A 22,194-nucleotide genomic window follows, 5' to 3' on the forward strand; every position below is an offset into this window, starting at 1 on the left:
ACTTCGATAGTTACTGCTGACGAAGTTGGTATTGTGTTTGAGCTAATTGATTATATTGTTCCAATAAGCTCAGCTGATTATTTGTTTCCGAGCCATTCTGTAATGCCCCATTTTTTATAGGCTTAGCTTCTATAAACTTAGTTTGCGCGGCCATGGCTTGTAAATCAATTTTTAACTGGCCGTGGCTATCGTATTGACTAGCAAACGTGCCCATATTAATCATATCCACTTGCCAATCAGTCAACTGACCAATGACATAGTTGCCATATTGAAAGGCTTCATATTCATTAAGCAAGGTTAAAAAATCACTAAAGCCAAAGCCTGTTAATTGTTTCTGTGCAGTAAATGCAGCTAAATAACCTTGTGAAACAACATCTCCCTCTCCAGCCATTGCGCGCTGAAATTGATATGAATGCCGAGTTTCATGGATTAAAAAGGCCAACGAGGCAAAAGCCTCTTCTTCGGATAATTTCTCAGGATTTAAATACACAATACCATTGCCGACCACTTCAACATCGAAGTCAAAATAGACCATTTTTTTAGGGTAGCTATGATTATCAATTATCAACTTCGGCGCTTGGGTTCCAAAGCTTTTCACTGCTAATTCGAATACTTTTTTAAGCCATGGAATTTGATCATCCATGGTTAAATGAGGCCAATTTTTTATTGCCTGAGTTAAGGCCTTATCTTGTGCAATGAGTCCAACTAAATTGTTCGCATGAGCTAGCGTTATCTCATAGGCCGGTGCTAAAAATGCTTCACTTTGAGGTTGCAGTGCAAAAGCATGTGGCGCTTGTTGCTGCAAAACTTGATTGGCATAAAAATTATCGGCAATAGCTGGCAGCGAAAAGCAAGAAATGCCTATGCCTATCCATAGTATTAATCGGTTAAAAATAGAACTGTTGAGCCTAGGTTTGAACATAGTCATCGTACTTCCATAAGGGTATTTATTATTGTTATTTCGCCTGCAGAATATCACTTATATTTAGCTTGTTCAGCATCATTACGCTTTAGGCTCTAGCTTTGAGCTTTGAGTTTTGAGTTTTGAGCTTTGAGCTTTGAACTTTGAACTTTGAACTTTGAACTTTGAACTTTGAACTTTGAACTTTGAACTTTGAACTTTGAACTTTGAACTTTAGCCTCAGATTTATGACTAATACACTAATATAGCTACATAGTTCCATTACCTTATATTGTTACTGGGTAGAGTTTGACATGAAACCAGATCGCACCACAGCCATGCAAAATATCATATCGCAAGTCAAGTCCGAGTTTCCGTTAACCGAGCCCGAGACCTTCGTATGTGGCCCCGAGGGGAGCTGCCAAGGTTGCCCGAAAAAGTTATTAGAATTGGTCGATAGTGAAATCAGTTACTGGGAAGCTGCAATCAATAATGGTGATACCCCACAGCTAGGTGAAATCAGTCGTTTCGGCAAACTGTGTAAAAACGTCAAGCGTGGATTAGATAGAAATGGAGTGATTGATAAATATCGCGACTATCTGCAAAAAGAATAAATAGCGTACCCCCCAAAAAAAAGCATGCCTCCCCACATAACTCCCTATCGCGTTCAAAGTGATCTTTAATACTCTTACCTTAAAGCTTTCATCAAGTTAGCCAATGCTCTATGCTTAATTGAAGCCTAGTAATTAAAAATAACTTCAATACAATGGTCATATAATCGACAAAATAAAATGTACCTAAGTGAGGCAAGAATGGAAAAATCCAAAATAGTCGTTATTGATGATGATCCAGTATGTACTAGCATGTTGCTTGCCATTTTAGGGGATGATTATCTTGTATTGACGGCCAATTCAGGTGATGGCGCTATTGAACTACTGTCATCGGTAAAGCCAGATTTAATCTTCTTAGATATCACCATGCCCGATATCAATGGTTATCAAGTATTGAAGTATGTCAAAGAACAAACACCTAATGCAGACGTGCCTATTGTGGTCGTTAGCTCATTAGTTGAAGAATCAGATCAAGATTTTGCATTAAAACTGGGTGCAAATGATTACCTTACTAAACCTATCTTGCCAAATGCGGTGCAAAAGATGGTAGATATGTATCTAGCGTAAGCACTTTTTAGTTATTAGTCAGAAAGCATCATTTATAAAAAACGCCGTAATGATTTTTCATTGCGGCGTTTTTACATTTTTAACGTATGAAATCAGTGCTTATTTAGCGCCAGGTTCTGCGTGCTGGTTCATCCATTTCTCAACTTCGTTGTACCAGTAAATTGAGTTATTTGGCTTCATGATCCAGTGGTTTTCATCTGGGAAATAAATCATCCGTGATTCAATACCTTTGGTTTGCAAGGTACGGAATAACTCAAAACCTTGGCCTACAGGCACGCGGTAATCTAACTGACCATGTACCACTAATGTCGGCGTATCAAAGTTTTCAGCGCCGTAATGTGGCGAAATTGATTTGTAGATCTCAGGATTATCCCAGTAATCGCCAAAGCGAGTGCTGTGCACCGAGAAATCAGCAGCCATTTGCGAGTACATGTTATATACCGCAGCATGAATAAATAATGCATTAAACGGCTGATCTTTTTGACCTAAAATAATCGATGATAAGTAACCACCGTAGCTTGCACCACCTGCTACTAAACGATCGTTATCGATCCAGTCTTTCGCTTTAAACCAATCAGTCGCTTTGAATACATCTTCCAACGACTTATTTTTCCAGTCAGGGTTAATGCTGTCAGTATAATCTTGACCAAAACTGTTAGAGCCGTGGAAGTTAGGCCATGCCGTTACGTAACCCCAAGAAGCAAATGTTTGTGCATTCCAGCGGTAATGGAAACCATCAGAAATAGCACTATGAGGACCACCGTGGATCAGCATCATTAACGGATACTTTTTGCTTTTATCAAACCCTGGAGGGTAATGAACCCACATTTGTACGTCTTGGTCGTTATAACCTTTGTAGGTCACTGACTCGTAGGTACCCATATCAACATCAGCTAAGATGTCATCGTTAAAGCTGTCTAAACGCGTAGTTTTACCATTGCTTGGGTTAATTTTAACTAGACGGGCTGGGTACAAAAAACTGTCGTTAGCGGCGACGATAGTACCGTCGTTAGCTATAGATGGCGCACCGAAGTTGGTTTGTTTAGTAATCGGTTTCACTTTGCCATTTTTAGCATTGATATGAAAAATGCGTCGAGTTGCAGCATCGTCAATCGCTGCGTAAAACCCTTTGCTATCAGCCGTCCAGCTAAAGCGGGCAACAGAGCGATCCCAGTCAGTGGTGATCACACGTTCTGTGCGCTTTTTCACATCCAATAACACAAGGTTAGCAGTGTCTGCATAAAAGCCGTGGATCAGCTGGCGAGTAAAGGCTAACGTTTTTCCATCTGGGCTAAACGTTGGGCTTGAATCTGGCGCTTCATTTTTAGGGGTTAAGTTTACCACTTTACCACTGCCAATTTTCGCCATGAAAATATCAATTTTTGGATCAACCTGATTCGCCCAACCATTACTATTAAACGCAATTAGTTGCTCGTCAGGTGAAATGTCGTAGTTGCCACTGCTTTGCGATGATCGCGGCAGTTGCTTATTCAATGGCTGAGTAATCGCTTCTACTTCGCCACCTTTAGCTGGAATACGAAATACATGAGCTTCACGGTCTTCTTCAATCCAGTGATCAAAACTTGAAAATGGCAGTGCATTCCACTGGTGCGCAGAGACTTTATTGTCTTTATTCGCTTTTAGCTGAGTTGCCATTTCGTCCCAATTTTTACCAGGGAAGATACGGCTAATGAAGTAAACATTATCACCAACCCATTTAAGGCCTTTAACGCCACCTGGCACATTGGTTAATCGCTGAGCTTCACCCGCTTTGTCCATTGGTAATAAATACACTTGACCAGCATCATCTTTATTACGCTTACTGATAAACGCGAGTGTTTTACCGTCAGGAGAGAACGTCGCTTCACTTGCACGTTGCCCTTCTGCGGTCAACGCGCGTTGACCTTTACCGTCTTGATCAAATAACCACAACTGAGTGGCGCCTTTGTCTTCAGGCACATTGTACTGAGTCACTGGGGCGATAATATATTCGCCATTTGATGAAATAATTGGATTACCAATTCGACTTAATTTCCAAAGCACATCAACCGATAAGGTAGTATCTTGTTCCGCTTTATTTTGCACTGAAAGCGCTGATTTTGTTGGCTCTGCCGCTATTGATGCCGCAGGCATCAACAAGCACATGAGCACTATCCCAACTTTCTTCACGAGAGGACTCCTTGATTTATTTATTGTTATTTTCTTCATTACTAGCATTTTTTCGTAATGCCAGTCAGTACAGCTAGTGATGAATGTTAATCGAATTAACAACGAGAGAACGGGACAACCATCACCCTTGTTACATCAGCATAAATCCATTGTCATACTTAACAATTAAATAAAGCTTAAACCGCACTATTCCACTTAGCATCAATCGCATTAGCAAACTGTTGTTTACTTTTCACTCATATATCATCCCACATCAAATTGATACATTGATCAAAATTTCGTACTAAACATCATCAATATGTTTGCCTCCCTTCATACATTTGGCTATTTTGCCAAATAACAAAATGTTTTATCACATTTCAACCAGAAAGGACTTTGCAATGACTGAACAAGAGCAATTAAGGCTGGATGCGCGATCAGCTGTTCTTAAGGCATTAGCGCACCCAACCCGCTTATGGTTACTAGAACAGCTGCAACAAAATGAACGCTGCGTTTGTGATTTAACTGACGGTGTTAATGCTGATATTTCGACGGTATCCAAACACCTTTCAGTACTAAAACAAGCGGGCATTATCAGCAGCCGACGCGAGGGGAAAAAAATATTTTACCGCCTTGAGACGCCATGTTTGCTGAAAATGTTCGACTGCGTAGAAACCGTTATTGAAAAGAACGCCAAAAAACAAGCTGCATTACTTAAACCATAAACCTTAAGCCTTCACGACCATAAGTAATTAATAAAACTCTGGTTAATTGACTTCTTCGCTGATTAGCCCGTTCCTAAGAAAAGAAGTAGAGGAATAACAAATGAAAATTGAAATACTCGGAAGTGGTTGTAAAAAATGTACTAATTTAGCCAACGACGTATCAGCAGTTGCTGAGCGTTTAGGTGTCAAAGCTGACATTGAGAAAGTCACCGATATGGCAAAGATTTTAGATTATGGGGTGATGTCGACTCCAGCGATTGTGATTAACCACAAAGTCATTACGGCAGGCACTGTGCCATCCTCTGATGAGATTGAAAACATTCTCACGCAGTCTCACTAGTCATTAAAAGGATACGTCATGAATATTCGAACAACAGTGTCTAAATGGCTACTGCCACTTGCGGTTATTTGTAGCTTTGCTGCAATGCAGATTAATGTTCAAGCTCAAGCAGCAACAGAAATAACAATCTTCCCACCAGCAGTGGAAATGACAAACAACCAAACACTTAATGTTTACTACTTCCACGGCAATGTGCGCTGCACTTCTTGCAAGCTAATTGAGAAGTATACTAATCAAGCTATTAGCTCCGGTTTTACGGAGCAAATTAAGCAAGGCGATGTGACTCTCTCGACGATTAACCTTGAAACAAAAGGCAATGAGCACTTCATTGAAGACTTCCAATTGATCACTCGCTCAGTGGTCATTGCAATCGAAAAAGACGGTGAAACATTACAATACCGCCGCTTAGATCGCGTATGGGAATTAATTAAAGATCAGCAAAGTTTCACTCATTATCTGTATCAACAAATCGGCGAACTTACCGACTCTCGCCAAGCCCATGGTCTAAGTGTCAACACTTCAGAGACTTTAACCCATGGTTGAATGGCTGTTGGTATTAGCCAGCGCACTGTGGTTTGGAGTGCTTACCTCAATCTCACCGTGTCCACTGGCCTCAAATATTGCCGCAGTGTCATTTTTGAGTAAGCAAGTTGAGAAACCCACGCAGTCAATGCTGATGGGAGCATCATACAGTGCTGGACGTATGCTGAGCTACATAGTGTTAGCAGCTTTACTGTTACACAGTGCGATGTCTGCGCCACAAATTTCAAACTTCTTGCAGACCCAAATGAACATGATATTGGGGCCTATACTGCTATTTGTCGGTGCCTGCTTGTTTGGTTGGATTAGTCTGCCGACATCCAATTGGTCGATCTCCAATCAATTACAGCAACGCTTAGCCAAGCGTGGTCAAATCGGTGCATTCAGTTTAGGCAGTATATTTGCTTTATCATTTTGCCCGACATCTGCAGCACTATTTTTTGCATCGCTTCTACCTTTAGCTATGGCTCAGCAATCCAGCTTTTGGTTACCCGCAGCCTATGGCGTAGGCACTGCGCTACCTGTACTTATTTTTGCCTTGTTACTGCAACTAGGCACTGTAAAAGTGGCGACACTGTTTAAACAAGTGACTCTCATCGAAAAAATCACCCGACGGCTGTCTGGTGCCATTTTTATCGCAGCAGGGTGTTATTACTGCTGGTATTACTTAATTCCATTAATGAGGTAGCCAATGTTTGCTTGGTTCTCAATATTTGCCGACTGGTTTGTATACGATATTTTAGCTTTATCAAATCAAACTCAGCTTGGTCAAGCCGTCCACTTTTTTGTGGAAGATACTACTAAGATTTTTGCCTTACTGATCGTGATGATTTATGCCATAGGTTGGCTTAGAGCATCCCTTGATGTTGAGCGTGTTAGAGGTTACTTAGCAGGAAAGCCTAAAGTCGTAGGTTATGGGCTGGGAGCTGGTTTCGGCGCCATCACGCCTTTTTGCTCTTGTTCGAGTATTCCAGTGTTTTTAGGTTTTACCTCTGCGGGGATCCCTATTGGGATCACCATGGCTTTTTTACTGACATCGCCTTTAATCAATGAAGTCGCCATCTTATTATTGTTCAGTTTATTAGGCTTTAAAGTCACCCTAATTTACGCCGTAACAGGCATCGCTATTGGTGTTTTAGGTGGCGCATTACTTGATTTATTAAAGGCTGAGCGTTGGTTGCAACCTTTAGCAGCAAAAGCCTATGCCATGGGCCAAGTTGCATCCGAGCAACAGGCTGATGGCAACACGGCTGCAGCACGTAATGCTAATCCAGAAAAAGACCGAAAAGTCACTTGGCAGCAACGGCATCAATTTGCAAAATCTGAAACCAGTGAGATTTTTGGCCGGGTGTGGAAATGGGTAATTATTGGTGTCAGTTTAGGCGCTGCATTACACGGGTTTGTTCCTGCAGGTTGGCTTGAGGCAAATCTAGGCGATGGCCAGTGGTGGTCGGTACCTGCCGCTGTAATGATGGGAATTCCGCTATACGCTAATGCGACAGGGGTAATACCTGTACTTGAAAGCTTATTAATACAAGGGGTGCCTTTAGGCACGACACTGGCTTTTTGCATGAGCACAGTGGCGGCCAGTTTCCCTGAATTCATTATGCTAAAACAAGTCATGCAGTGGCGTTTGCTCGCCCTTATTTTTTCAATATTATTACTGTCCTTTACCCTGATGGGGTGGGTGTTGAACATGGTTTAGTGACTGTAAATATTACCAAATACTTTTCATTCGCTCCCTATCGGGTTTCAATGATAAAATAGCCCTAGTAGTTAACTTAATATGAACATAAGGTATTGCAATGAATCCTATTATTGCCCTGTTAAAAGAGCACAATGTCAGCGATGAAAAAATCAATGAAGTGTTCCAAGCATTAACTCAAAATCCAATGATGGCAATGAACATCATCGGTCAACTGGGTATTCCAGCTGAAAAGCTACAACAGTTAATGGCAATGGTTATGCAAAACCCTGGGCTGATTAAAGAAGCAGTATTAGAGTTAGGTTTAGACTTCTCGAAAGTAGAAGCAGCTAAAGCCCAAATGCAGCAGTAAACCTAAAGGGCTAATACCCTGTATGAAATAAAAAACGGCCAATCAATGATTGGCCGTTTTGTTTTCTATAAGCTGACATTTAGTTCAAAGTGCTGTATTAAAAGTACTTTTAGCTTAAAGTACTTAGCTAAAAGTGCTTAGCAAAAAGAACTTAGCTTAAATGTATTTAGTTTTTATTCTGCTCTTTAGAAAAAGCCTAATGGGTTAACGTCATAGCTCACCAACAAGTTTTTAGTTTGTTGGTAATGATTTAATGCCATTTTGTGGGTTTCTCGCCCTACCCCCGACTTCTTATAACCGCCAAATGCCGCATGGGCTGGGTACATGTGATAACAATTGGTCCAAACCCTACCCGCTTGGATCTTACGCCCCATTCGATAGGCTAAATTGGTGTCACGCGTCCACACCCCAGCGCCTAAGCCAAAGTCAGAATTATTGGCCATTTCAAGTGCTTCAGCTTCATCTTTAAAGGTGGTTAACGAAATCACCGGACCAAAAATTTCTTCTTGGAACACCCGCATGTCATTAGTGCCTTTAAGCAAGGTAGGCTGAATGTAATAACCTGTGCCTAAATCATTATCTAAGGCTTCTACTTCACCGCCTAATAACACTTCAGCGCCTTCATCTTTGCCAATATCAATGTAGCTAAGGATCTTATCAAACTGCTCTTTAGACGCTTGTGCGCCCACCATAGTATCGGTATCTAACGGGTTACCACGTTTAATCGCTTTTGAGCGCTCCAGCACTTTTTCCATGAATAAAGGATAAATGTCTTCTTGAATAAGCAGCCTTGATGGACAAGTACACACCTCACCTTGGTTAAAGAAAGCCAGCACTGCCCCTTCAACACATTTACTTAAATATTCATCTTCAAAATTCACCACATCACCAAAGATGATATTTGGTGATTTACCGCCAAGCTCTACCGTTGAAGGAATGATATTCTCTGCTGCACATTTCAATATATGTGAGCCCACAGGCGTCGATCCAGTAAAGGCAATTTTATCAATCCGTTTACTCGTCGCTAATGCTTGCCCAGCCTCTTCGCCAATACCATTGACAATATTTAACACCCCAGCAGGCAGTAAATCCCCAACCAGCTCCATTAAAAACAATATCGATGCAGGCGTTTGTTCGGCAGGTTTTAAAATCACGCAATTACCAGCAGCTAATGCTGGGCCTAACTTCCAAGCCGCCATTAATATTGGGAAATTCCATGGAATAATTTGGCCAACTACGCCCAATGGTTCATGAATATGATACGACAGTGTATTGGCATCAATTTCAGCCGCGCTCCCCTCTTGGGCACGTAAGCAACCTGCAAAATAACGAAAATGATCCACAGCCAAAGGAATATCGGCATTGATCGTTTCACGAATAGCTTTGCCGTTATCCCATGTTTCGGCAACGGCCAATGCGATAAGGTTTGCTTCAATTCTATCGGCTATTTTCAATAAAATATTTGAACGTTCTGCAGCTGAAGTTGCTCCCCAAGCATCTTTAGCGTTATGAGCAGCATCAAGTGCAAACTCAATATCCTGCGCATCTGAACGTGGAATTTTACAAAATACTTGGCCATTAACTGGGCTGATATTATCAAAATACTGGCCATTGATTGGCTCAACCCATTGGCCACCAATGTAATTTTGATAAACAGACTTATAGGACATTTCAGAGCCTGCTTCACCGGGTGCTGCATAAATCATAATACTTTCCTCTAATTGTATTTGTTGGAAACCTAATTAAGCTAAATCACTTAAAGCAGAAATGAGTATTCTGAGAATCCACAGCTGTTGACCCACAGTACAAATGATTGTGTAGCCTGTGTCTGACGCATTGCGCCAATAGCAAGGATTGTTGTAGTCCAACGGATGAGACATAGGTGACAATATGATTAGAGGCAATTTGCAGCGTAAACGCTGCCAGCCCAACTTACTGGTAGAAAACAAAAATAGCTTTGCGGGCCCAGAGTCAGAACTCAGCATTTACGACACTTTTGAACAAGCATCTAGGGTGGCATTAAAGTCCGACCAATTATTATTTTGCGGTATGGTGACAGGTAAAAAAGTCATGCATTCAGAACAAGACTTTGAAGCTGCGTTTTATCCCCATGAGTCTTTCATCATGGCGCCTAACCAAGCCGTTGAAATCGACTTCCCCGAAGCTCAGATACATAAACCCACTACTTGCTTAGCAATAGAGATCTCAACCGATCGTATCCGACAAGTTGCGGATCGACTAAATATCGACTCCCCGATCCAACAAGATTATGGCCATTGGCAGTATCAGCAAGCGTTAGTTCACACACACCACACTCAGCAAACACAAGCCTTACTGAATAGAATGGTGGGGATATATACCGAGAACGAGCAAGACCGCAGTTGCTTAATTGATTTGGCTGTATCTGAATTAATTGTGCGCTTACTCAGACACCAAACTCGTGATTTCTTATTGCAGCACAGTGATAACAATCCTGAATTTAATGGCCTTAATGCCGCGCTACAATACATCAGCCGTCACCTTAACGAGCCATTGGATATTAATGAACTGTGCCGCCGAGCTTGCATGAGCCGCAGTAAATTTTTCCAACAATTTAAAGCTCACTTAGGCTGTAGCCCAGCCGCTTTTCAGCAGCAAGTTCGTTTACGAAAAGCAGCAAGTCTTATTGAGCAAGGTCAGCAAATTACCCAAGTGTGTTTTTCACTCGGTTACAGCAGCACAAGTCATTTCAGCCGACTATTCAAAGCCTGTTTTGGCCTATGTCCTTCAGCTTATAAACAGCGCCATTTAGACAGCTAATCGCTTATAACAGATCCCGAAGTTCATTGAGGGCGGCAACAGAAAAGCCTTGGTCATAGAAGTAGGTAATTTTCCCTTCAGTATCTAGCAAAATTACGCGAGTGTTGTTGGGATTTTGATTACCTGTAAAGGCTTGGACTTGTTCGCCATCCTCATAGATGGTCACCACCCCTTTCCATAAAGGTTTTGGAATACCTGCGCGCATACCATTGTCAATCAGGGTACTGAACATTCTTGGAAACATGCCTTGGATAGTGGGCAGTTCATACACTGGCACTTGGGTTTGAGTCATATCCAACCCAATTAACCAGCGATCGATATCAAACTGAGAATCTTGTTTATAGCCAATCAACAAGAGTGTCATTTGTCCACTGACATCTTCTGGAAAGTTTATTGCGACTTGCTCCAAACTCTCACCTGAAACCGACGGAAACACCTGACCTGTTACCTGCTGATTTGGGTAAGTCGTACTACATGCACTCAGCATAAATACCACAACTAACATCAATATGGTTCGCATTTTAAATCCTTTAATTATTTCAACAATTAACCATACGTAGCGAGTAACAATAAAGATTCAAGTTATCAGGTTATTTTTAAGGGCTACTTTAAAAAAACATTCGAATGATTAATGAACCACTAACCTCACACGCTACTCTTGTAATGATATTTGAGGCTCCAGCTTGTTCAGGTCTTCATCAAACATGTTAGTTAACAGCACTGCCCCCTGTTTATTGACTCTAAATTCTCCATACTTTGCAGCCTCATACACACTTGCATGACCTTCTTGAAAGAAAAAAGCATTAGTTGCAAATTTTATCATGCCGTCTCGAACTCGATACTGTAAGCGCATTTCGTTGTCAGCAAGTGCAATGTCGTTATCTTTACTTTTGCCAATGGTATTCACTAAGGCTTTATATTTGCCAACATTGCCCTTTTCAACGGTCACAATCACAAAACCATCACTATTAGGCAGTTGCAGCCATTGTTGGTTAGCCTCGCTTTCATCGCTACTATCATTATCTTGTTTGTTAGTTCTAGCGAGTTCTTCATCTGCTTGTCGCTGCTTCAATGCCGTGCGGACGTCATTACTTATTTGAAAACGTAAAGCCATATAGTCACCTTGCATTAAAGAGCGAGGATCCACAGGTGCCAGCTCAAGATAAATTAACTCGCCATGGTGAATGTGTTGCTCTTTTTGATAAATTTGCCAGTTAACTAAACCTAGTATCAATACCAGCGTACCAACCAAAATGATGTTATTGAGGTTTTTCATCATTGATGCTTTAGAGAACTTAGGCATTAGCAAACTCCATATGTTTTGTCACAAACTTGAGCATGCCCCAACGCAGGAACAGTAAAAACAGCCCCATCAACATCAGGATGAAAGACTTCTCTAATAAGCTGAAATGCAAGAAATAGTAATATGCAGACATAAAGGTAACTAAGGCAATAATCCCTAGCCCGATGAGTAACCTGTTACTGGCTGAAAAACCTAATACAATAATCAAGATGCCGACATTAATCCCATGAGCTTCAAAAGAAAGCCCTGAAATAATTAAACTGGTTACGAGTATCGCAGAACGTACTTTAAGGGGTAATTCTTGGTGTCGATTAAGTATCTGCCACACCACATATAACGACACCAAGGCCAATAAAACATCGCCCATCCAAGGTGCAGTAAGTGACTCATTGGATACGAACTCGCTCGCAATCAATTCATACCAACCATAATGAAATGATATAAAACATGTCTGTAATAATGGCGCTAATAATACACCGTAAGCAATTGGACGTTTATGCTGTAAAACTCCTGATAAGAAACGATTTAATATTGGGTTGTTAGCTTTGCCTTCAAATTCGTGCAACCAAAGCCAGCAGGCAAGTAATAACAGAATGCTAGCTGCAATAAATGGCAGCTGAAAAAACGCTAAAGTGACGATAAAGCAGCACGCTGCAAACAAGGCTGAGCAAAAACGATGAATGTCATTGGGCATAATAATCATAAGGCTAAATTGCAACATCGTCGCCAGTAGCCAACAGGTGTCATCATCAAAATGTTGAATGAAACCATAGACAATGAGTAACTGCCCAGTGAAACTGAGTGCCAATGATAAATGCTCGATGAATTCATTTTTATTTAGCTTAAATAATGCATAAGCGCCTGCGGTTAACATTGCTCCTACAATCAAGGCTCCTTGATCGTTATCAAAAATAAACTCCATGCCTATAGCTAAAAAACCTAAAAAGAACAGTGCTGCAAACCAACCAGAAAAGGCCAGTAACAGCTTAACGAACCAAGGCGATGTAACCTCTGCTTTGGCTGGTTGCTCACCTGTTACCACACCATGTTGTAATAAGGTTTGCCATAAAGAAGCTTGGTTGGGATCATTTTCTGAATCGACTGCCTCGGGAGTTAATGACTCATTCATGACTGCCACTCCTTATTGATTTTACGTAACCAAATAGCAGAGCCAGCAGCCATGGCGATCATCATATTTGATATCAATAACAAACCAATTTCTTCCAACGCTTCGAGCCAGTTTGTCGATACGTAGGTGATTACAACGACGTTGACTGACAATAAAGTCCCTGCCAACATGAATAAATCTTGTTGAAAATGACGATAAATCACATACATTGCCAGCAACCATACTGGCCAAACGATGATGGGGAAAAGACCTATTTCATTAAAGCCTGAACTAATATAGAAATCATCACTCAAGCTCAAAATGCTGCCTACCGTTAGCCAAGTAATACAAGTGCCACTGACAATTGCTAATACCCGTGGGGCCCAGCGTGCGTTTAACCAATGATACTTTTTACTGAATAACTCCCAACAGGCTAACGACAAAATATTAAATAAAAATAGATTCCATAACGCATTAAGTTCTTGGTTAACGAACCACGCGAATGTGCCGCCAAATTGAAGGTGATACAGTAAAATGGATACGTTGATCAGTACAATCCACAACATCCACAGCGCACTAAGGCGACCAATGACAACCCAAGGAAGGATTAATAAAGCCCAGTTGAAAAACAACTGCCAAGGGTCGGCGCCAGTTTGGTAAGTTTGACCAAATAAAGCTAATAGCACCCCAAAGAAAACAGCCGCCATAAATAACGGTATTTTAGCAACTGACTCAGAGACCATATATTTTGTGGATGTAGGTTTTGTGGATATAGACGGTGTGGATATAGACTGTGTGGGTTTAGCGGTGTGATTAGTTAACGTTTGGTTGGAAGGTTTTGATGCTTTATGCACCAACTTGTTTAGCTGGTAATAGGCACCAACAGCTAATACAACCAGAATTTCCACCAGCGCAAATTTGGCAAACTTACCCATTTCGTGCCAGTTATAAGCGATAAAGAACAACACTGAACAAGTGATCGCGAGACCACCTAACCAAGCTAGAAGCAGATTAAAAAAATTAACCCATTGGTATTTATCTGGTTGAACCTTGCTGATGATAAGTGCATCTTTTATTTTATCTTTATCAATCGCATTTTGTTCAAGCAACCCAATCAATTGCTGTCGATTTGATATCATATTGAATCCATTCTCTTGCTTCCGTGTTGCGTTGCAATATTCTAAGGCTCATTTGTAATGCTAGTAAAGTCACTATCACAAGATAACGCTTTAATTCACAAAATACTAAGCTTGATAAATAGTATTTTGCATCAAACCTTTACGCTCAAAATAAATCAAATTTTTTTTATTTTAGGGTATTCGATTTCTACCTCAATAAATCGACAGAATCACCTTTGTTTAACCTCTATTTCTTTAGTTCAATCACCCACCTCAACATCACCAAAATATATTAGTCGTATGTATGTTATTTTTCTTTTGATTGTATGCACACACGATCGAATTAGCGGTGCTTGAACTATTTTTTAGCCTGCTGTCGATATTGATTGGGGGTCATATTTTTACAGCGTTTAAAGCTATGACTAAAATTCGCGCCATCGCTAAAACCTAGCTGCAGCGCTATTTCCTCAAGCGGTATGGGTTTCAATAACAGCTCTTCGGCAATACCGAATCGAACATTATCTCGTACTTGACGCCAACTGGTTTGCTCAGATTTAAGCTGGCGGTGCAAGGTGCGAGTGGTTCTAGATAAGTAATCGGCAATATCTGCCATTGAAGCCTTTAAACCAAGATGAATTAGTGTCTCTTTAACCAACTTTTCGGTAGGCTTCCAATCTTGTTTTTGCTGTAGTAACTCATTGCATTGAGCTTCACAAATTTTGGCTGTAGCCTCATTGGCTTTCACCAAGGGAGTGTCTAACCAATGTGCTAGGCCGACAAAGCCATTAAAGTCGGCATTGAATTTCACCTCAAAGCCAAATCTTTGCTTAATGCTGTCAGCACAAAAATCAGCGGGTTGAGGAGCAGTAAACTGCAACGTAATCAGTGATCCACTTTGATCAAAAACCGCTTGTTGAATCATTGCCGCGCCTATCATGTCCCTTATTAGCGCGATTTCTCCTAATTTACCCGGTACATGACAATTAAAGGTCAGTACAAGTTCGCCTTTTATCTCAGTCAGCGCAATAGTTGAAAAAGCATAGGTCAGATCAATGTAACGAAGCGCCAGTTCAATCGCTTTTCTTGCCGTACTGCTCGCTAACAAAGCGTACCCCATAATGCCGTAACTGGTTAATTGGTACCGACAACCTAGCTCAACACCCAGTTCAAAAACGCAGGAGTGATACTTCAATAAGTTGTTTAACACAGTCAATTCTTGGCTTGCTTCAACTTGCTGATGGTGATCATTTAACTGCGTACTGACAAGATCAGAGCCTTGCAGCAAATCTTCTTGAGAAATGCCTTGCTCGATGCCATAGGCAACCAGAATTTGCACACTAGTAATGTCCCTTACCGTCATTTGCCACCATTCATAATCTCTTGAGATCCAATCTCTTGAAGTTAAATTCCTTAAAACTAAATGTCTTAAAATTAAATGTCTTAAAATCACAAATATAAGTCCATTTTCAGCCTAGATCAACGTTAATGAATTTTCTATGCTAGACAAATAAACAAATTAATAACAATTTAGAGCGAGTATTCATTAAGCGCTTAAAATCATGTTTCTTGGATAAAATACTGAACTGAGGATGCTATGACCCAATTAAAAAGAAATCCTAAAGTGGTCATCATTGGTGCTGGTATGACAGGCCTGTTAATGGCAATTAGACTTCGTCAGTCAGGCATTACTGACGTGGTTATTTTGGAAAAAAAATCCTCAGTTGGCGGGACTTGGCGAGAGAATACCTACCCAGGAGCGGCGTGTGATGTGCCCTCACACATGTATACCTACTCATTTGAACCTAACCCTAATTGGAGCCATTTTTTTGCTAGAGGGCCAGAGATAAAGCAATATTTTGAGTCTGTTGCCAATAAGTATAAAGTTAAAAAAGACATTCATTTTAATGAAATGGTCACTGATGCATCCTACAACAAGGGGAAATGGTTAATTACCACGCGCGCCAATAGTAACGATTCAGCTAACAGCACTAATGTGAATTCAGACAATACAAACTTAGGCCGTACTGATACAAACAATGCAGATACAAGCAGTAATAAAACCTATGAAGCTGATTTCATCGTGTGCGCCACAGGAATTTTGCATCACCCTAAATTCCCTGATATTCCAGGGATAGCAGACTTTAAAGGCAATTTGTTTCATACCGCTGAGTGGGATCATTCTGTGAATATCAATGAAAACAGTCGAGTCGGTGTAATTGGTACGGGTTCAACTGCGGCGCAATTTATCCCAGAGCTTATTAAAACAGGCGCGAATGTGTCTGTATTTCAGCGTACACCACAATGGATAATGCACTTACCTGACTTTACTTTTTCAAGCACCATGAAAAAGCTGATGACCCGCTTTCCGATTATCACCACTATGCACCGCAACATGGGGAAATTCATTCTAGAACATCTATTTACCAAGGCGGTGACTGGCCATTTTGTTCAAAAAAACATTCTCAACTTTATGTGCAAAGCAACGTTAAGATTCAGCATAAAAGACAAAGTATTACGTGAAAAACTCAGGCCCGATTATCAAGTTGGCTGCAAGCGCGTGATCATTAACACCAGTTTCTATAAAGGCATTCAGAAGCCCAACGCAAATTTAGTCACTGACAATATTGAACGCATCACTGAAACCGGAATTTTAACCAAAGATGGTAAGCATCATGAGCTAGACGTATTGGTACTCTCAACGGGGTTTAATGCCTTTAATTTTATGCGCCCTATGAACTTAACTGGCCGCAATAACCTCCACATTGATGAAGCATGGCAGCATAAGATTAAAGCTTATCGCTCAATGCTATTAGCCAACTACCCCAACTTCTTTTTAATGCTAGGTCCCAATACACCTATCGGTAACTTTTCAGTGATTGCCATGAGCGAAGTCCAAACTGAATACGTGATCAAGATGATTGATAAATGGCGCCATAACGCATTCGACGAGTTTGAGCCTAAACAACATGCCATTGATGATTTTAATGCTTATGTAAAAGCAGGACTTAAGGGAACAAGCTGGGTGGGAGGCTGCCAAAGCTGGTATTTAGATGCCGATGGTGACCCTATTTTATGGCCTTATACATGGCAAAGGTGGGTAGATGAAATGAAAGAACCCCAGATGGAACATATTAATACGACTTCATTTTAATCTAACGGATTGCGGGTTTATATGATGGCAAAAAGCATATTTATAACAGGTGCAGCATCAGGTATTGGTTTAGCTGCTGCCAAGCACTTTGTTCAGCAGGGTTATAGCGTCGGAATGGCTGATATCAACTTGGCATCACTTAATGAAGTAACCGCCAATTGGAATACTGACAACATTTCACTCTACCAGCTTGATGTTTGTTATTTTGAGCAAGTGACACAAGCCATAGCCGATTTTTGCGCTCAAAATAATAACTGCTTAAGTGTTTTGTTAAATAGTGCCGGCATATTAACTATTGGTACATTCGAAAATATTAGTAATGAGCAGCACCTACGCACCATTAACGTCAATGTGAATGGGACAATTAATACCAGCCAAGCCGCTTTGCCTTTCTTAAAAAATAATCAAACAAGCATTATTATTAATATGTCATCAGCAAGTAGTGATTACGGTGTACCTGAATTAGCCAGCTACTCAGCCAGTAAGTTTGCCGTAAAAGGACTGACAGAAGCACTTGAAATAGAACTTGCACCATATGGCATTAAGGTGTGCGATGTATTACCACCTTTTATCGCGACGAACATGCTGATTACCCAGCAAAATACAGCAAAAGTGTTAACTAAATTAGGTCGTCATTTAGCCGTAGAAGAAGTGGTTGAAGTGATTGAAAAACAAGTCAGCAAACCTAAAACACATAGAACAGTAGGCATGCTTTATGGCGTATTACATTTGTTAAGCAAGATTTCACCTGCTTATATAAATCGCTTATTCATGAAGATTCTGAGTCGATGACCTGCAAAATTGAAAGTATCAAATATAAAAAGGTATGAGTGAATGGATAGTTTAACTAGCACTGATTCAACGAAAACCGATGATGTTCAAGCTTCATCAATAAGGTTACAAGCACCCGAGTTAGAATCTAAACAACGCCTTGCAGCAAAGTTACTCACCTTAACTCCGCTCCATAAACTGCCACCGAAGTTATTCAGACCTGTTTATAGCGCAATGGATCGATTACTGGGTTTAAGCAAGATTGAAATAGCCAAGGTGATTGATTCAAGCATTGCCATTACCTCGCAACCTCATAAGACGAGCGCTAAAACCATTAAGCTTCGTGCATACTACCCTGTTTTTCAGAAAGCAGATGGCGTCGATAAGGTCAAAACAGCTCAAAAGACCTTAGTGTATTTTCATGGTGGTGGCTGCGTCATTGGCAGTATCGACACCCATGACAGGTTTTGTCGATTCTTAGCTAATCATGGCAAGATGAACGTTATTTCAGTCAATTATCGCCTTGCACCAGAGCACAAATTCCCATCCCCGATTTGCGATGCGATTGAGGCGTGGAATCACGTAAACGAAAATCATCAGCAACTGCATATTAACCCAAATCACATTGGCGTTGGTGGAGATAGCGCTGGCGCATACCTTGCTTGCATTATAGGCTTAACTCACGTGCAAAATGAGTTGCCAGTAATAGCGAAAACTCAGCCTGAGTTTCAGTTTTTAATCTACCCGATGCTTGATCTACAAGGTTTAACAGAGTCTTACCGAAAGTTTGATAAACAATTAATTCTGACACGCACTTTAATGGATTATTTTAGGGACCATTACCTAAACTCACTAAATGAAATATCACAGCCACTAGTTAGTCCACTCCTCATAAAAGACATAAGCCAGTCTCCTAAAACGTATCTACTCACCTTAGGTTACGATCCATTAAGAGATGACGGGATTACTTATGCAACGCGTTTAAAAAATGCAGAGGTAATTACCCATCATCAGCATTTTGACGACTGTATGCATGGGTTTATCTCAATAACTAAAACCAGCGCCCGTGCAAAACAAGCATGTCACCAAATTGCGATGGCATTAAACAAATTTAATGATGAATAGAAATTCTAGAAGTGATTGCCTTTATTGAACTCATTTCAGTCACTATGAACAAGCCCATTAAAGTCAGCCCAATTGAAATTTGCCTACCTGGTTAGAACTAAAATTAGAACGAACAACAAGTTAAACCAAATTCCCCCTCAGGTTAGTAGTGGATTATTATCAAACAAAAGTCAGAGCCAAAAATATCTCATTAAAATTTATTTACACCACTGAGCAAATCATCCAACTCGATCACACTATTGTAATACAATAATATTGTAGTATCTTGAGGTAGGTACTAATGACATGTTCCATAAGGAAAGCTCAATGAAAAAACTCCAACTTAGTTTATTGACTGCTACCATCATTGCCAGCTCTGCTGCCATTGCAGTCGAAACTGATACTGCCAAGCAATTTAATCTCGATCCGGCCAAAGCTCCTGCCCAAAACTTTGATTTAACTAATTGGAAAATTACCCTTCCAGAGTTAACCGAAACAGGAAAGCGCAAAGGAAAAGCCTTAGAGATTGATAAATATCAGTTAGGTAATACTAAAACTCCTTATGAGCATTCAGAGTGGTTTTATACTAACAAAGACACTGGCGCGCTGGTTTTTGTTGCACCAAACGAAGCTCCTACCACACCAAATAGTAAAAATACTCGTAGTGAACTACGCGCAATGTTGGCCGATCATTATGGTGAGCCAAAAAACAACTTTGTTGTTGCCTCTCATCCTGATGCCAAAGCATACGGCGCTATCGGTGGTCAGCTAAAAGCAACGCTGTCGGTGGATCAAGTCAGTACCAGCGGTAACTTTAAAAAGAATGGCGCTTTTGCGGTAGTTATTGGCCAAATCCATGGTTCTGATAACGAGCCATTAAAAATTTCATACCGTAAATTACCCGGTCATGAATATGGCTCTTTATCATGGAATTATGAGTTAAACCCTATTCCTGAGCTGCAAGATGCGAAAGATGAAAATGGTAAAAAACTGCGTCAAGATATTCGCCACAATGTATTTGGTCAATACAACCTTCGTGAAGGTAGTGCAGAGCCCATAGATGGCATTAAACTAGGCGAAATTTTTGCTTATCAAGTGGATGTGAAAGGTGACACTATGCACCTAAGCTTCACTAAAAATCCTGGCGCTGAAAATGAGGAAGTGAAAGTGTTTAGCGTCGACCTCGCCAAAGGCAATTACCAGGGACATGAAGTAGACCAAGGCTATGGTAAAGACTGGATGTATTACAAAGCAGGAGCTTATAACCAATGTAATACCAAGAAAGACAGCTCTGATTGCCAGTGGCGCGGTATGGAAGCAGGCGATTACACCCAAGCCACCTTCTATCAATTAGAGTTAAATCAATAATCGGGCTTGGTTAAAATTTTCACTTCACAAAACTCATCATGAAAACGGCCAATCAATGATTGGCCGTTTTAGTGTCTAACACTACCCCGCAATCGGCTTTTGGCCTGACGAAATCGTTTCAGCACTTTTCATCAACATATAAATACTAGTGGTAATTAAGCACACGCCTAAATAAATAATCAGTCCATTGCCAGTTTCAGTAAAAGTCGTGGCTAATAATGGTCCAAGTACCGAACCTACGCTATAACACAGCAACATCATTTCTGTTGCCGACACCATTTTCTCAATCGGTAAATGATCACACGCAAGCGTAATTGCAATTGGATACAATGCAAAGCTGCTGGCACCTAATAACAACAAACTAAACCCCATCATTGCTAACGTGGAAGACTCAAGTACGCCCATAACCGCTAAACAACCTAGCATGCAAAATATTGCCATTAATAAGCTTTTGCTCATGCGGGTCGACATTGCACTAGCAATGGGTTGCACTAACATTCCGCCCATGATGATGCTCGCCATTAACAGCCCTGTGTGGTCAGAAAATGCACTCGTATGAGTTAAATACGACGGCATTAATCCATAAATTGGACCGAGCAATAACCCTGACACCATACAGCCAATAATCGCTGGGCGGTTGATATGACGGATTTCGTTACGGCTAATACTTTGTTGATCGTGACTATGGGGCTGACCAGAACGCATCAGAATGGGTGCCAATGTCGCCATAAACAAGAGTAACAATACACACAAGTATGGCTGTATTCCGTCTGTACCAAACACTGAAATGGCCAACTGACCTACAGCACTACCGCCATACAAAGCCGCCATATATAAGCCCAAACGTTTCGCACGTTGCTTAGGGCAATTGGCCATTAATAGCCATGACTCTACAACAACAAATACACCTGCCACCGCCATACCAGCAACAAAGCGAGCGACTAACCAAGTCACTTGATGTGGCACCAATATCATAACGACAACGGTCAGCGCCACCAGAGTCAAAAAAGAGATAAAAGACCGCCTATGTCCAAGCCGTTTAATCACTCGTTGAATACAGGTAGCACCAACCAATAGACCAAAATAAAACACACTGGCTAGCCAAGGTATTAATGATAAATCGATATCAAAATAGGTCACAGATAAAGGAATAAGGCTCATTAAAAAGCCTGATGCGACAGCGAAAAAAGTTAAACCAACTACAGGGGGGACAATGTTACTTTCAACATTGTTTTGCGTGATTATTGTCAATTTCGTACTACTTAATGTGAATTTTTAGGGGGTTACAACATTCTTGGCGGCTAAAGGGATAAAACACCCTAAGACTATTTTCGGCGAATGTATTCCTGAACTGAGAACAAGTAAAGATATTTCTGTTAGTTGAGTTAATAAATGAATATAAATCGTTTAAAAATGCGGCGTAAATCACTATTACTTATAATTTCAACGTATCGACAATATCAATAAGTCTTTTATAGCAGCACCATAGCGAATATATTGGTTTTAATGAGCTGTTTAGAGGTTAGTTTTATCATCATTCAATAAGGATAAAAAAACTAAGTGAGCCTAGAATAAGATACCCA

At 40.7% G+C, this 22,194-nt stretch carries 22 protein-coding genes; 13 read left to right on the forward strand and 9 right to left on the reverse strand.

Annotation, left to right across the window (positions count from 1 at the left end):
- Nucleotides 1–10: 10 nt before the first annotated feature.
- Nucleotides 11–928, reverse strand: coding sequence for a hypothetical protein (locus K5Q58_RS05770; RefSeq protein WP_220753005.1), 918 nt, complete (start codon nt 926–928; stop codon nt 11–13).
- Nucleotides 929–1,215: 287 nt separating this feature from the next.
- Between K5Q58_RS05770 and K5Q58_RS05775 the strand changes: the two genes are divergently transcribed.
- Both K5Q58_RS05775 and K5Q58_RS05780 read left to right on the forward strand, forming a co-directional pair.
- The gene (locus tag K5Q58_RS05775) at nt 1,216–1,515 is read left to right on the forward strand and encodes a hypothetical protein (RefSeq protein ID WP_220753006.1); all 300 of its coding nucleotides are present in this window, start codon (nt 1,216–1,218) and stop codon (nt 1,513–1,515) included.
- 198 nt (nt 1,516–1,713) lie between these two features.
- Nucleotides 1,714–2,079: a PleD family two-component system response regulator gene (locus K5Q58_RS05780; RefSeq protein ID WP_220753007.1), complete on the forward strand. Its 366-nt coding sequence runs from the start codon at nt 1,714–1,716 to the stop codon at nt 2,077–2,079.
- A 99-nt stretch (nt 2,080–2,178) separates the two neighbouring features.
- Here the strand turns inward: K5Q58_RS05780 and K5Q58_RS05785 are convergent, their stop codons facing one another.
- The gene (locus K5Q58_RS05785) at nt 2,179–4,248 is read right to left on the reverse strand and encodes a S9 family peptidase (protein WP_220753008.1); all 2,070 of its coding nucleotides are present in this window, start codon (nt 4,246–4,248) and stop codon (nt 2,179–2,181) included.
- Nucleotides 4,249–4,628: 380 nt separating this feature from the next.
- On the opposite strand from K5Q58_RS05785, the gene K5Q58_RS05790 reads away from it, so the two are divergent.
- The 6 genes from K5Q58_RS05790 to K5Q58_RS05815 all read left to right on the forward strand — a co-directional run bounded on the left by K5Q58_RS05790 (nt 4,629) and on the right by K5Q58_RS05815 (nt 7,889).
- A complete protein-coding gene (locus tag K5Q58_RS05790; RefSeq protein ID WP_220753009.1) occupies nt 4,629–4,952 on the forward strand; it encodes a metalloregulator ArsR/SmtB family transcription factor in 324 nt (107 codons plus the stop codon).
- 100 nt (nt 4,953–5,052) lie between these two features.
- Nucleotides 5,053–5,292 (forward strand): thioredoxin family protein, encoded by a 240-nt coding sequence (locus tag K5Q58_RS05795; RefSeq protein WP_220753010.1) that lies wholly within the window; start codon nt 5,053–5,055, stop codon nt 5,290–5,292.
- Nucleotides 5,293–5,310: 18 nt separating this feature from the next.
- A complete protein-coding gene (locus tag K5Q58_RS05800; RefSeq protein WP_220753011.1) occupies nt 5,311–5,835 on the forward strand; it encodes a nitrophenyl compound nitroreductase subunit ArsF family protein in 525 nt (174 codons plus the stop codon).
- Nucleotides 5,828–6,520: an aromatic aminobenezylarsenical efflux permease ArsG family transporter gene (locus K5Q58_RS05805; protein ID WP_220753012.1), complete on the forward strand. Its 693-nt coding sequence runs from the start codon at nt 5,828–5,830 to the stop codon at nt 6,518–6,520. The genes K5Q58_RS05800 and K5Q58_RS05805 overlap by 8 nt, the downstream gene beginning before the upstream one ends.
- Nucleotides 6,521–6,523: 3 nt before the next feature.
- Nucleotides 6,524–7,537 (forward strand): permease, encoded by a 1,014-nt coding sequence (locus K5Q58_RS05810; RefSeq protein WP_220753013.1) that lies wholly within the window; start codon nt 6,524–6,526, stop codon nt 7,535–7,537.
- 100 nt (nt 7,538–7,637) lie between these two features.
- The gene (locus K5Q58_RS05815) at nt 7,638–7,889 is read left to right on the forward strand and encodes a DUF2999 family protein (RefSeq protein ID WP_220753014.1); all 252 of its coding nucleotides are present in this window, start codon (nt 7,638–7,640) and stop codon (nt 7,887–7,889) included.
- Between the two features lie 185 nt (nt 7,890–8,074).
- On the opposite strand, the gene K5Q58_RS05820 is transcribed toward K5Q58_RS05815, so the two are convergent.
- Nucleotides 8,075–9,595, reverse strand: coding sequence for an aldehyde dehydrogenase family protein (locus tag K5Q58_RS05820; protein ID WP_220753015.1), 1,521 nt, complete (start codon nt 9,593–9,595; stop codon nt 8,075–8,077).
- A gap of 184 nt (nt 9,596–9,779) precedes the next feature.
- On the opposite strand from K5Q58_RS05820, the gene K5Q58_RS05825 reads away from it, so the two are divergent.
- A complete protein-coding gene (locus K5Q58_RS05825) occupies nt 9,780–10,688 on the forward strand; it encodes an AraC family transcriptional regulator (RefSeq protein WP_220753016.1) in 909 nt (302 codons plus the stop codon).
- Nucleotides 10,689–10,692: 4 nt separating this feature from the next.
- Here K5Q58_RS05825 and K5Q58_RS05830 read toward each other — a convergent pair whose 3' ends face one another.
- The 5 genes from K5Q58_RS05830 to K5Q58_RS05850 form a co-directional block, all read right to left on the reverse strand.
- Nucleotides 10,693–11,208 carry a hypothetical protein gene (locus tag K5Q58_RS05830; protein ID WP_220753017.1) on the reverse strand — a complete coding sequence of 172 codons (516 nt, stop codon included), beginning with the start codon at nt 11,206–11,208 and terminating at the stop codon, nt 10,693–10,695.
- 132 nt (nt 11,209–11,340) lie between these two features.
- Nucleotides 11,341–11,991, reverse strand: a complete 651-nt coding sequence (locus K5Q58_RS05835; RefSeq protein ID WP_259651250.1) for a GDYXXLXY domain-containing protein — start codon at nt 11,989–11,991, stop codon at nt 11,341–11,343.
- A complete protein-coding gene (locus K5Q58_RS05840) occupies nt 11,984–13,120 on the reverse strand; it encodes a DUF4401 domain-containing protein (RefSeq protein ID WP_220753018.1) in 1,137 nt (378 codons plus the stop codon). The genes K5Q58_RS05835 and K5Q58_RS05840 overlap by 8 nt, the downstream gene beginning before the upstream one ends.
- Nucleotides 13,117–14,238, reverse strand: coding sequence for a DUF2157 domain-containing protein (locus K5Q58_RS05845; protein WP_220753019.1), 1,122 nt, complete (start codon nt 14,236–14,238; stop codon nt 13,117–13,119). The genes K5Q58_RS05840 and K5Q58_RS05845 overlap by 4 nt, the downstream gene beginning before the upstream one ends.
- Before the next feature lie 337 nt (nt 14,239–14,575).
- Nucleotides 14,576–15,577 (reverse strand): AraC family transcriptional regulator, encoded by a 1,002-nt coding sequence (locus tag K5Q58_RS05850; RefSeq protein ID WP_220753020.1) that lies wholly within the window; start codon nt 15,575–15,577, stop codon nt 14,576–14,578.
- Nucleotides 15,578–15,811: 234 nt separating this feature from the next.
- Here K5Q58_RS05850 and K5Q58_RS05855 point away from each other — a divergent pair, with 234 nt between their 5' ends.
- The 4 genes from K5Q58_RS05855 to K5Q58_RS05870 all read left to right on the forward strand — a co-directional run bounded on the left by K5Q58_RS05855 (nt 15,812) and on the right by K5Q58_RS05870 (nt 20,611).
- Entirely contained in the window at nt 15,812–17,368 is a 1,557-nt protein-coding gene (locus K5Q58_RS05855) for an NAD(P)/FAD-dependent oxidoreductase (protein WP_220753021.1), read from the forward strand.
- Nucleotides 17,369–17,392: 24 nt separating this feature from the next.
- On the forward strand, nt 17,393–18,160 hold the full coding sequence (locus K5Q58_RS05860) for an SDR family oxidoreductase (protein WP_259651251.1): 768 nt from the start codon (nt 17,393–17,395) through the stop codon (nt 18,158–18,160).
- 42 nt (nt 18,161–18,202) lie between these two features.
- Entirely contained in the window at nt 18,203–19,264 is a 1,062-nt protein-coding gene (locus tag K5Q58_RS05865) for an alpha/beta hydrolase (RefSeq protein ID WP_220753023.1), read from the forward strand.
- Between the two features lie 306 nt (nt 19,265–19,570).
- Entirely contained in the window at nt 19,571–20,611 is a 1,041-nt protein-coding gene (locus K5Q58_RS05870; RefSeq protein WP_220753024.1) for a polysaccharide lyase family 7 protein, read from the forward strand.
- An 81-nt stretch (nt 20,612–20,692) separates the two neighbouring features.
- On the opposite strand, the gene K5Q58_RS05875 is transcribed toward K5Q58_RS05870, so the two are convergent.
- On the reverse strand, nt 20,693–21,862 hold the full coding sequence (locus K5Q58_RS05875) for an MFS transporter (RefSeq protein ID WP_259651252.1): 1,170 nt from the start codon (nt 21,860–21,862) through the stop codon (nt 20,693–20,695).
- Nucleotides 21,863–22,194: the final 332 nt, after the last annotated feature.

Origin of the sequence: Shewanella sp. KT0246, assembly GCF_019654955.1 — a bacterium.
Classification (GTDB): Bacteria; Pseudomonadota; Gammaproteobacteria; order Enterobacterales; family Shewanellaceae; genus Shewanella; species Shewanella goraebulensis.

Excerpts from the sequence above, each read along its gene's own strand:
- K5Q58_RS05770 (WP_220753005.1), bottom strand. The coding sequence starts at position 928 with ATGACTATGTTCAAACCTAGGCTCAACAGTTCTATTTTTAACCGATTA.
- K5Q58_RS05775 (WP_220753006.1), top strand. The coding sequence starts at position 1,216 with ATGAAACCAGATCGCACCACAGCCATGCAAAATATCATATCGCAAGTC.
- K5Q58_RS05780 (WP_220753007.1), top strand. The coding sequence starts at position 1,714 with ATGGAAAAATCCAAAATAGTCGTTATTGATGATGATCCAGTATGTACT.
- K5Q58_RS05790 (WP_220753009.1), top strand. The coding sequence starts at position 4,629 with ATGACTGAACAAGAGCAATTAAGGCTGGATGCGCGATCAGCTGTTCTT.
- K5Q58_RS05795 (WP_220753010.1), top strand. The coding sequence starts at position 5,053 with ATGAAAATTGAAATACTCGGAAGTGGTTGTAAAAAATGTACTAATTTA.
- K5Q58_RS05800 (WP_220753011.1), top strand. The coding sequence starts at position 5,311 with ATGAATATTCGAACAACAGTGTCTAAATGGCTACTGCCACTTGCGGTT.
- K5Q58_RS05805 (WP_220753012.1), top strand. The coding sequence starts at position 5,828 with ATGGTTGAATGGCTGTTGGTATTAGCCAGCGCACTGTGGTTTGGAGTG.
- K5Q58_RS05810 (WP_220753013.1), top strand. The coding sequence starts at position 6,524 with ATGTTTGCTTGGTTCTCAATATTTGCCGACTGGTTTGTATACGATATT.
- K5Q58_RS05815 (WP_220753014.1), top strand. The coding sequence starts at position 7,638 with ATGAATCCTATTATTGCCCTGTTAAAAGAGCACAATGTCAGCGATGAA.
- K5Q58_RS05820 (WP_220753015.1), bottom strand. The coding sequence starts at position 9,595 with ATGATTTATGCAGCACCCGGTGAAGCAGGCTCTGAAATGTCCTATAAG.
- K5Q58_RS05825 (WP_220753016.1), top strand. The coding sequence starts at position 9,780 with ATGATTAGAGGCAATTTGCAGCGTAAACGCTGCCAGCCCAACTTACTG.
- K5Q58_RS05830 (WP_220753017.1), bottom strand. The coding sequence starts at position 11,208 with ATGCGAACCATATTGATGTTAGTTGTGGTATTTATGCTGAGTGCATGT.
- K5Q58_RS05835 (WP_259651250.1), bottom strand. The coding sequence starts at position 11,991 with ATGCCTAAGTTCTCTAAAGCATCAATGATGAAAAACCTCAATAACATC.
- K5Q58_RS05840 (WP_220753018.1), bottom strand. The coding sequence starts at position 13,120 with ATGAATGAGTCATTAACTCCCGAGGCAGTCGATTCAGAAAATGATCCC.
- K5Q58_RS05845 (WP_220753019.1), bottom strand. The coding sequence starts at position 14,238 with ATGATATCAAATCGACAGCAATTGATTGGGTTGCTTGAACAAAATGCG.
- K5Q58_RS05850 (WP_220753020.1), bottom strand. The coding sequence starts at position 15,577 with ATGACGGTAAGGGACATTACTAGTGTGCAAATTCTGGTTGCCTATGGC.
- K5Q58_RS05855 (WP_220753021.1), top strand. The coding sequence starts at position 15,812 with ATGACCCAATTAAAAAGAAATCCTAAAGTGGTCATCATTGGTGCTGGT.
- K5Q58_RS05860 (WP_259651251.1), top strand. The coding sequence starts at position 17,393 with ATGGCAAAAAGCATATTTATAACAGGTGCAGCATCAGGTATTGGTTTA.
- K5Q58_RS05865 (WP_220753023.1), top strand. The coding sequence starts at position 18,203 with ATGGATAGTTTAACTAGCACTGATTCAACGAAAACCGATGATGTTCAA.
- K5Q58_RS05870 (WP_220753024.1), top strand. The coding sequence starts at position 19,571 with ATGAAAAAACTCCAACTTAGTTTATTGACTGCTACCATCATTGCCAGC.